Here is an 8,680-nt window from a genome sequence, read left to right on the forward strand (position 1 = left end):
GGTCACCGGAATCCGCCGCATGCCCCTGCCCCTGTTGCTGGAGGCGCCCGACCGTCTCCCCTCCGTCGCGCAGATCCGCGCGGCGCGGGCGTTGCTGGACTGGTCGCAGAACAAGCTCGCCGAGGTCGCCGAGGTCGGCCGGGCGACGGTTGGCGACTTCGAGCGGGGTGCGCGCCAGCCGATCCGGCTGAGCCTCAAGGCCATGCGCCGCGCCCTTGAGGACGCCGGTATCGTGTTCCTGTGGGCCGAGACCGGCGGCGAGGGCGTGCTGCTGCGCGCCCGGGTGAACACGGCGGAGCCCTGATCCGGATCAGTAACCGAGCTTCCGGCGCATCAGGATAAAATAGGCGTCGGCGTGGCGCTGGAGGAACGCCGAGAGCGCATCGACGTCCCGCTCGGGCGGCGTCACGCCAAGGTGGCGCGCCATCTTGCAGGCGCGGACCCAGTCCGCGGCGAGCAGCGGATCGGCGGACCCGAGGTGCGCGGCGGGATCGCTGCCGATGATGGGGCAGACGAGCAGGGCGTACGCGAAGCGCGCTTCCTCGTCCGGCAGCTTGGATACGTCGATCCGGCGGCCGAGGTCGTAGCGTCGCCCCGATGCCGTCACCGCACGGCTCCGGTGCGTGTCGAGCTGCCGCACAGGCGTGCTGAGCGTCCAGGCGAGGCCGCCGGTGGCCGGGTGCCCGGTGGCGTAGCCGAACAGGGCGCTGCCCGGGCCGTCGCTGACCAGGAGCCAGGGGTCGAGGGCGGCGTCGGCCACCCAGCCAGGGTCGGCAGTCAGCTCTTCCCGGACCATGCGCGGTGTCCTTCCGCAGGTGGAAGTGGCGGGGGCGCCGGGCGAGGACGGCCGCGGCGCGTCCCTTCGGGTCGCATCCGCACGGCCGCTGCGGCATCTCGTGCCGCGCGAGGGCTCAGCCCTCGCCGGGTTGTTCGGCGCTGCGGCGCTGCGCGACGGGTGCGCGCCACATCAGGCCCTCGATCGACTGCGCGGATCCGCCGTCCACAGCCACGCGGCTCGCGGCCCGATCGAGGACGGCCTGCCGACGTCGGCAGATCCGCACCGCGAGCTCGGCCGGGGCGAGCCCCAGCCCGGGACAGTGGACCGCGCCGGCGGTGGCCCGGTCCGCGAGATCACCCATCACGGCAGCGGCTTCCACGGCACCGAGCACGCAGCCATGGACGTCACCGGCGAGGAGGAGCGCCGAGACCGCGAGGTCATCGGCCAGTTGGCCCGCGAACCCGTCGATCCGCCCGGACCGGGCGGCGAGGCACAGCCGGGCGGCAAGGCGCCAGGCTCGGTCGGGCTGACCCTCGGCCAGGAAGTCGGCGACGTTCCGCACCGTCGCGCAGCCCGGCGGCCCGGCCCGCAGGCCGCGGGGGATCGCGCCGAGGCGGGCGTGCAGGGCCTCCTCGATCCGGTCCCGGTGAGCGCTGAACGCCCGCAGGTCGGGGTGCAGCCAGAGCTGCTCCGCGGGCCATCCGGCGCGGTCGAGGAGTTCGGGCAGCCGAGCCACCGTGCCGAGAGGCCATTGGGCGGCCTTGGGCATCGGTGCCGCCGCGAGGGCGTCGCGGCATTCGGCGTAGGCGGGGTGGAGCATGGGGGTGGGTCCCGGAGGAGGTGACGGCGAGGCCGCTGGTGACCAGGACATTATCCTGGCGCCAGGACAACGTCAACAGATTTGGTGCGCATCCGGACGAAACGCCCCCCCGGTTTCATCAAGGGCAACGTCCCGACCGCCGCGCCAGCATCACCCCGGCTGCCTCGAGCGGTGGGCCCTCGACGTTGCTGCCGCCGGGCATGACGGCGCGGTTCAGCCCCGGTCGTCGCCCTACCCGTCGCCCTCTGTCGGTCGCATCGGAAACGGCACCCACATCCTGACCGCCACGGCACGCTTTGCCGCGGCGTATCCTGGGGCCACCATCGGGTAGTCGGGCGGCAGCCCCCACTTCGCGCGGTACTGGGCCGGGCTCAGGCCGTGGTGCACGCGCAGATGTCGCTGGAGCATCTTCATCCGGCGGCCGTCCTCCAGGCAGATCAGGTAGTCCCTGGCCACCGACTCGCCGATCGGCACCGCCGGAACCTGGCCGCCCGTGGCCATGCGCCGGGCCCCCGCAGCGCGGCCGTCATCCTGGTCGTGCATCTCTTGCTCCTTTGCCTGCTGGCAATCCGCCGTGATTGGCGCACGGTCATGACGTCGATCGGATAGAGCGTCAACGAATTAACTCAGCGAGCGCCATAATTACGCGGCCCCTGCTTCACGCGAGAATGGAGATGCTTACTCGAGCTTCAGACAGGGTGATTGCCAAGCGCCCTGGGCATTTTGGCTCCTGACCCGACCGCATTCTGATTGGTTACGACTCGCATGCACGGAATACCTGCCAGCGCCCTCGCTGATCTCGCTTCGGCTTGATGCGGCCACAGCGAGCGCCAGTCTGCCGCGCCGGGGACCGCTGTCGGGTCACCGCCGCGCCCGACGCCTGTCCCGCACGAGGTCTTCCGCCCGGACGTGGAACACCGCTCTACCATCCGGGTCCCGGTGCGCGGCGATGAGCTGCAGCAGTAGCGAGACGATGGTGCAGCGACGCCGATGCGCGGCCTCGCGCAACTGGTCCGCCACGTAGGCGGGGATTTCCGCCCGCAGGTGGGTCGCCCAGGGCACCGGCTCGCCGGCGGCCGGAATCGGGATATCCGGCGAGATCGGGCTCCTCGGCGCCGCCGCACCGCGCGCCGCGCGGCGGCATCGGGTCGTTCGGCTCATCGGCCAAGCCGCAACCGTATTGCCGCGGCGCGGGCGCCGCCATGCGCGCCTGGACAAGGCGGCGCCCCGAAAGGGACTGGCGCGGACGGCTGGCGGGGGGCGCTGCGTGGCGGGCGCATGGGCGCGGCTCCTCAAGGCGGCTCGGCGCCGCCATCTCCAGGACAATTTCCTGGTCACAGTTCGTAGTCAACAGTTTTGGTGCATATCCGGACGATTTTCGCTGCACCCCGCCACGCGCATCGCCAGGCGGGCCCCGCGTCATGGCGTCGGGTCGTCACGCCGCATCGCGACCCTCCCCACCTCGACCTTCCGCACAGGATGCCGAGCCCAGGGACCGGATTGGAAGGATCCTGCCACAAAGGGTGCGCCGCTCGGGCCGGTGGCGTCCGGCCCACGCTCCGGCGCTTGCCCAGATGCGGGATCGCCCCGTGCATGGGCGCCGTGCAGGCCCGGCAGCACGCCGTGCCAGCACCGTGCCCGAACCGTGCTCACACCGTGCCAGCACCGTGTCCGCACGGCGCGGGGGGGGCCGGCCGTTGTCTCGGCGAGCGCACCCCTTCGCCCCGGGCATCCGCCGCGGATCGGGCTGCTGATCGACCGGCGAGGAGCCGCCTGGCCATCGGTGCTCTCTCTTGCAAGCGTGCCCGCCACCCTTCCGGCAGCCGGGGTGCGCAGTCGGGGGGAGCCAGGCGTGGGAAATGTGCCCACAGCTCCCTCCGCGCCCCCGGCAGCGAGACCGGGAGAGGCACATGACAGACGACCAGCAGCGGCAGAAGCCGGCGCAGACCCGGCAGGGCAAGCGCCGCCGTGAGCGCATCCTCCGCCTGCGGATCCACGCCGCCGACCGCGCGCGCTGGCGCGCCGCGGCCGAACGCAACGGCGTCCACAATCTGTCCGCATGGCTGCGCGCGGTGGCTGACCAGGCGACAGCTTGCGGCACCGATCCCTTGGCTTGGCGCCGGCACCTCGTCGGCTTCCAGCGCCGGCTGAACATCCTCTTCGAGGGCGCCACCGGGGTCCTCGCCGGCGGCACCGCAGGGTTGCCGGCCGGTCCCGGGGGCCCGGCGCAGATCGCCGCCGAGCTCTCCGAGCTTCGGAAGGATGTCCGCGCCGTGCTGCTTGGCCGCCGAATGCCGCGCCGGCCTCGGCGCGACGAGGAGGCCGGGCCATGATCATCGCAGCGACGCGGATCCGAAGCCGCTCAGGGCATCGCAGGCTGGCCGCGCATGTCTGGCGCGGGCCGGGGAATGCGGAGGTCGCCACGCTCGCCGGCTGCGAGGCCGATCTGGAGGACATGGTCGAGATGGCCCGCGCCGGCCGCCATCCCTACGCGATCCGGCATTTCCACATCTCCCCGGGCGAGCCGACCACGGACGCCGAAGCCGGCGCGGTGGTCTCGGCGCTCGCTGCCGAGTTCGGGTTCGATCCCGAGGGCGCCGTCCTGGTGCGGCACCAGAAGCCGCGACGAACCCACCACGATCCATACCTCGGCACGCAGGGGTACGACCGGCACTGGCACCTGATGGTGCCGGAGATCGACCCAGTCACCGGGCGGGTGCTCGACAGCCGCTGGATGTATCCGCGCCACGAGCGCCTCGCGCGCGGGGCCGAGCTGTCATTGTTGCACCGGGTCACGAAGGGCCGGTTCAACACGGTCGTGGTGGCGGCCTTCGAGAAGGGCGATGATGCGCGATCCGCGCGGCGGCTGCGCGAGGCCGGCATCGAGGAGGGAGCTCCGGCATACGCCGCCTACTCGGCGCAGCAGCGGCGCCGGCTGGAACGTCGCCACGCGGACCCGCAAGGCGAGACGCTCGACCTGCCGATGCTGGTGCGCCGGCTCGCGGGCATCTGGGCCGAACACGCCCTCAATCGTAACGCGCTGGACGAGGCGCTGCGGCGCGAGGGTCTGCGTCTGCGGCACCCCGCGCTGCCACCGCCGGCGGAAAGGGACGGTCGGCCGATCGCGCCGCCGCCGCCGACGGTCGCGGCGGGCTGGGTGGTGGATGCCTGGGACGGCCGCGCGCGGGAGCCGTACGTGCTAGGCGCCGCGCACATGCTGCTGCGCGAGCCGCGCGCGCGTGTCGCCGAGACGCTGCGCGCGAGCCTTCTGCAACAGGCGCCACCCCCCGCGGTCGCGGCAGACGACGTGCCCGCCGCACCCAAAACTGCGCGCGCCGCGCCACTTCCCGGGGGGAACGGGGTGACGGAAGCGACGGACTCAATATCGACCCGCGTCCTGGACTGGCGTGAATTGGGGCAGAGCGCAGCCGACGCTCAGCGAGCCGACAGGCTTCTATCGCTCGTATAGGGGCTAGATTGGCGCTGTATTGCAAGACGCTATCCTGCCAACGCGCATTCCGCCTGCAAAGCCGCGACCTGGACACCTCCGGAAACCCCCTGGCGGCGTGGCTGGGATGATGATTCCGTTCGCGTAGGGCGATGCGCAGGGGGCAGCGGATGTCATCGGGCCAAGCTGGCTTCTGGGACGTGCAGGATCGCCTGCGTCAGCTCTCGGCGCAGGGCGATCCGCTGGAGAAGCTCGCCACCACCGTGGATTTCGAGCTGTTCCGCGCTGATCTGACCGCGGCGCTCGGCACACGCGACCTTCGCAAGGGCGGGCGGCCTGCCTTCGACCCGGTGCTGAAGTTCCGGATGCTGGTGCTCCAGGCGCTGCACGGCCTGTCGCTGGCGCAGACGGAGTATCTGGTGGCCGACCGGCTGAGTTGGATGCGCTTCTGCCGGCTTGGCCCCGGCGATGCGGTGCCGGACGCCAACACGCTGTGGGATTTCCGCGAGGCGCTGATCGCCACCGGCGCACTGGAGAGGCTGTTCGCCCGGCTGGACGAGGCCATCACCGGCGCGGGGTATCTGCCGATGGCCGGCCAGATCGTGGACGCGACCCTGGTGGCAGCACCCCGCCAGCGCAACACCGAGGCTGAGAAGGCGCGCATCAAGGCGGGCGAGAAGGCGCGTGACATCTGGCCGGATCAGCCGGCCAAGGCGCGGCAGAAGGACACCGACGCGCGCTGGACGGTGAAGTTCAGCAAGGCAAGGCCAGGCCCCGACGGCAAGCCACAGATCGATATCGCGGTGCCGCACTTCGGCTACAAGTCGCACATCTCGATCGATCGCCGGCACGGTGTGATCCGGCGCGAGCGAACCACCGACGCGGCGGCGCATGACGGGGCGCGGCTGCGTGAAGGGCTGATCGATCCGAACAACACCGCCTCCGATGTCTGGGCCGACACCGCCTACCGCTCGATGGAGAACGAGCGGTATCTCGCCGGCGCCGGCAAGGTCAGCCGCATCCATCGCCGCAAGCCGCCGGGCCGCTCGATGCCGCGGCACCATGCGAGGGCGAACGCGACCAAGTCCGCGGTGCGCGCCCATGTCGAGCATCCCTTCGCGCATCAGAAGGGGGTGATGGGCCTGGTGATCCGCACCATCGGCCTCGCCCGGGCGAGCGCCACCGTCACGCTGGCCAACATGGCCTACAACATGAAGCGATGGTGCTGGCTCGATAGGAGAGGTCTGCACGCCTGAGCCGCCGGCCGCACGGAACAGGCCCCGAGAGCCTCCCGCCGCCGTCCCAGCGCTCCACTCCCGGCCGCTCCAACGCCGATCAACGGCCCCACCCCGCGCAACGCAGGCGGTTATCGGAGGTGTCCACCTTCAATGTTGACAATACTTTCCGCGTGACTTTCCGGAACCACGCGTCATTCTGGTTTCGATCTGGCGCCGTGCGCCAGGACTTTCGGGCGCCCCGAGGCGCCGGCGCGACCGGGCGCGCCGAACCGGGTCGGCCCGCCGACAGCCATCATGCGCAAGGAGGAACCAGATGGCCCTATCCGAAGGAGCAACTGAGCCCAGCCTCACAGCCGCCGGCCGCCCGCTCCGTGCCGCCGGCACGCCGGGTGATCCCGGCCCTGGCGCGGGGTCGATGCCAGCGATGATGACGCGGGCGGCGCCGATCCCGCCGACTGCGGCGCCGGCGCTGATCGCGCTGGCCCGGGCGCTGGGCCGCGACGCTGCCCGCCGGCACGGCGCCCGACGGGCTCACAGCATGGTGGAGACAGCGCTACTGCTGCTCCTCGTTGCCGCCATCCTGGCGGCGGCTCTGGCCCTCGACCTTCGGTAGGGAGGAGCACAGGATGCGCTGCGCCATCTACGCCCGCTACAGCGACGACGTGCAGTCCCCGGCGTCGATCGAGGACCAGGTGCGGATCTGCCGCGCCCGTGCGGAACGGGAGGGCTGGGAGGTCGTCGGGATCTACGCCGACTACGCGGTCACCGGCCAGATCGACACGCGCAGCGAATACCTGCGCCTGCTCGCCGATGCGCGTGCCGGGCGTTTCGATGTGGTCATGGCGGAGTCGCTGGACCGGCTGAGCCGCGACCAGGAGCACATCGCCGGCTTCTACAAGCGGATGACCTTCGCCCGGGTTCGCGTGGCGACCTTCGTGGATGGCGAGGTCAACGAACTGCACATCGGCTTCAAGGGCACGATGGCGGCGATGTTCCTGAAGGACCTCGCGCAGAAAACCCATCGTGGCCTGGAGGGGCGCGTGCGCGCCGGCCGCAGCGGCGGGGGGCTCTGCTACGGCTACCGGGTCCGGCGGGGCCTGCGGCCGGACGGCACGCCGATCACCGGCGAACTCGAGGTCGAGGCGACGGAGGCGGCAACCGTCCGCCGGATCTTCGAGCGCTACGTGGCCGGCCAGTCGCCGCGGTCGATCGCGGTGGCGTTGAACGCGGAGGGCGTGGCGGGGCCGCGCAACGGCAAGTGGACCGCCTCGCTGCTCCTCGGCGGGGCGGCGCGCGAGACCGGGCTGCTGCGCAACCGGCTCTATGTCGGGGAGCGGGTCTGGAATCGGCAGAACTACGACACGGACCCGAACACCGGCCGGCGGGTGGCGCGGCTGAACCCGCGGGAGGCCTGGGTGATCAGCCAGGTGCCCGACCTGGCGATCCTGGATCGCGACGTCTGGGAGGCCGCGCAGAGGCGCCTGGAGGCAGGCCGGCGGATCGTGGCCGCGGCCTCGGCGCCGAACCGCGGCAGCGCGCTGGCCTCGGCCCGGCGTCCGCGCTGGGCGCTGGCCGGCCTGGTCCGTTGCGGCCTGTGCGAGGGCCCGATAACGGTGGTGGGCAGCGGCGGCCGGCTGGGCTGTTCGAACCATGTGGAGCGCGGCACCTGCGGCAACCGGCGGACCGTGGCGCGCGACGCGCTGCTGGGTCGGGTGCTGGTCGGCCTCAAGGAGCGGCTGCTGGCGCCGGAGTTGGTGCAGGAGTTCGTCACGGCCTACGTCGCCGAGGTGAACGCGGCGAATCGCGACCGGGGCGCGCGGCAGGCGTCCCTGCAGGCGCAGGCGGCGAAGCTCGAGCGGCAGATCCGGAACCTGCTGGAGCTGATCAAGGACGGCCACGGCAGCCCGGCAATGGCGGCGGAGTTGCGCGAGGTCGAGCGCCGCCGGGACGCGCTGGCCGGCGAGACCGCGGCGGCGGGCGAGCCGGAGCCGGTGCCGGTGCTGCACCCGAACCTGCCAGACCTCTATCGGCGCCGGGTCGAGGCGCTGGAGGAGGCGCTGGCGGAGCCGGAGACGGCGGCGGTGGCGACCGAGGCGCTGCGTGCGCTGATCGACGCGATCCTGGTGATCCCGGGGGAGCGGCGTGGCGAGGTGTCGCTGATGCTGCGCGGCGACCTTGCGGCGTTCCTGGATGGCGCCGAGGCGGATGCCGGCCGGCCGATCACGGTGGCCCGAAACGGCAGAACCCCTGTTCGCGCGGGGGCGAACAGGGGTTCTGGAGAAGTCTTGGCAACGTTGGATGCGGGGACAGGATTTGAACCTGTGACCTTCAGGTTATGAGCCTGACGAGCTACCGGGCTGCTCCACCCCGCGTTGGACTGTGTGCCGTTCTGTCGT

At 72.0% G+C, this 8,680-nt stretch carries 10 protein-coding genes and 1 tRNA gene; 6 read left to right on the forward strand and 5 right to left on the reverse strand.

The annotated features are described in order from the left end of the window. The first annotated feature begins 19 nt into the window (after window positions 1–19). Window positions 20–304, forward strand: coding sequence for a multiprotein-bridging factor 1 family protein (locus ACESM1_RS24500; RefSeq protein WP_372623852.1), 285 nt, complete (start codon window positions 20–22; stop codon window positions 302–304). Window positions 305–310: 6 nt separating this feature from the next. Here ACESM1_RS24500 and ACESM1_RS24505 read toward each other — a convergent pair whose 3' ends face one another. The 4 genes from ACESM1_RS24505 to ACESM1_RS24520 form a co-directional block, all read right to left on the reverse strand. Further along, a complete protein-coding gene (locus ACESM1_RS24505) occupies window positions 311–796 on the reverse strand; it encodes a hypothetical protein (RefSeq protein WP_372623853.1) in 486 nt (161 codons plus the stop codon). A 115-nt stretch (window positions 797–911) separates the two neighbouring features. Continuing rightward, window positions 912–1,598, reverse strand: a complete 687-nt coding sequence (locus ACESM1_RS24510) for a hypothetical protein (RefSeq protein ID WP_372623854.1) — start codon at window positions 1,596–1,598, stop codon at window positions 912–914. Between the two features lie 231 nt (window positions 1,599–1,829). Next, window positions 1,830–2,141: a MucR family transcriptional regulator gene (locus tag ACESM1_RS24515; RefSeq protein ID WP_372623855.1), complete on the reverse strand. Its 312-nt coding sequence runs from the start codon at window positions 2,139–2,141 to the stop codon at window positions 1,830–1,832. Between the two features lie 318 nt (window positions 2,142–2,459). After that, window positions 2,460–2,759, reverse strand: a complete 300-nt coding sequence (locus ACESM1_RS24520; protein ID WP_372623856.1) for a hypothetical protein — start codon at window positions 2,757–2,759, stop codon at window positions 2,460–2,462. Between the two features lie 749 nt (window positions 2,760–3,508). Between ACESM1_RS24520 and ACESM1_RS24525 the strand changes: the two genes are divergently transcribed. The 5 genes from ACESM1_RS24525 to ACESM1_RS24545 all read left to right on the forward strand — a co-directional run bounded on the left by ACESM1_RS24525 (window position 3,509) and on the right by ACESM1_RS24545 (window position 8,623). Continuing rightward, entirely contained in the window at window positions 3,509–3,931 is a 423-nt protein-coding gene (locus ACESM1_RS24525; RefSeq protein ID WP_372623857.1) for a hypothetical protein, read from the forward strand. Window positions 3,932–4,053: 122 nt separating this feature from the next. Beyond that, window positions 4,054–5,067, forward strand: coding sequence for a hypothetical protein (locus ACESM1_RS24530; RefSeq protein WP_372623858.1), 1,014 nt, complete (start codon window positions 4,054–4,056; stop codon window positions 5,065–5,067). Between the two features lie 149 nt (window positions 5,068–5,216). Then, window positions 5,217–6,302 (forward strand): IS5 family transposase, encoded by a 1,086-nt coding sequence (locus ACESM1_RS24535; protein WP_372623859.1) that lies wholly within the window; start codon window positions 5,217–5,219, stop codon window positions 6,300–6,302. 397 nt (window positions 6,303–6,699) lie between these two features. Then, on the forward strand, window positions 6,700–6,897 hold the full coding sequence (locus tag ACESM1_RS24540; RefSeq protein WP_372623860.1) for a hypothetical protein: 198 nt from the start codon (window positions 6,700–6,702) through the stop codon (window positions 6,895–6,897). Window positions 6,898–6,910: 13 nt separating this feature from the next. Continuing rightward, entirely contained in the window at window positions 6,911–8,623 is a 1,713-nt protein-coding gene (locus ACESM1_RS24545; RefSeq protein WP_372623861.1) for a recombinase family protein, read from the forward strand. Here the strand turns inward: ACESM1_RS24545 and ACESM1_RS24550 are convergent. After that, window positions 8,580–8,656 (reverse strand) — tRNA-Met (locus ACESM1_RS24550). The genes ACESM1_RS24545 and ACESM1_RS24550 overlap by 44 nt on opposite strands. Window positions 8,657–8,680: the final 24 nt, after the last annotated feature.

Origin of the sequence: Falsiroseomonas sp. (assembly GCF_041690465.1) — a bacterium.
GTDB lineage: Bacteria > Pseudomonadota > Alphaproteobacteria > Acetobacterales > Acetobacteraceae > Falsiroseomonas.

Excerpts from the sequence above, each read along its gene's own strand:
- ACESM1_RS24535 (WP_372623859.1), top strand. The coding sequence starts at position 5,217 with ATGTCATCGGGCCAAGCTGGCTTCTGGGACGTGCAGGATCGCCTGCGT.
- ACESM1_RS24505 (WP_372623853.1), bottom strand. The coding sequence starts at position 796 with ATGGTCCGGGAAGAGCTGACTGCCGACCCTGGCTGGGTGGCCGACGCC.
- ACESM1_RS24540 (WP_372623860.1), top strand. The coding sequence starts at position 6,700 with ATGCCAGCGATGATGACGCGGGCGGCGCCGATCCCGCCGACTGCGGCG.
- ACESM1_RS24530 (WP_372623858.1), top strand. The coding sequence starts at position 4,054 with ATGGTCGAGATGGCCCGCGCCGGCCGCCATCCCTACGCGATCCGGCAT.
- ACESM1_RS24525 (WP_372623857.1), top strand. The coding sequence starts at position 3,509 with ATGACAGACGACCAGCAGCGGCAGAAGCCGGCGCAGACCCGGCAGGGC.
- ACESM1_RS24515 (WP_372623855.1), bottom strand. The coding sequence starts at position 2,141 with ATGCACGACCAGGATGACGGCCGCGCTGCGGGGGCCCGGCGCATGGCC.
- ACESM1_RS24510 (WP_372623854.1), bottom strand. The coding sequence starts at position 1,598 with ATGCTCCACCCCGCCTACGCCGAATGCCGCGACGCCCTCGCGGCGGCA.
- ACESM1_RS24500 (WP_372623852.1), top strand. The coding sequence starts at position 20 with ATGCCCCTGCCCCTGTTGCTGGAGGCGCCCGACCGTCTCCCCTCCGTC.
- ACESM1_RS24520 (WP_372623856.1), bottom strand. The coding sequence starts at position 2,759 with ATGAGCCGAACGACCCGATGCCGCCGCGCGGCGCGCGGTGCGGCGGCG.
- ACESM1_RS24545 (WP_372623861.1), top strand. The coding sequence starts at position 6,911 with ATGCGCTGCGCCATCTACGCCCGCTACAGCGACGACGTGCAGTCCCCG.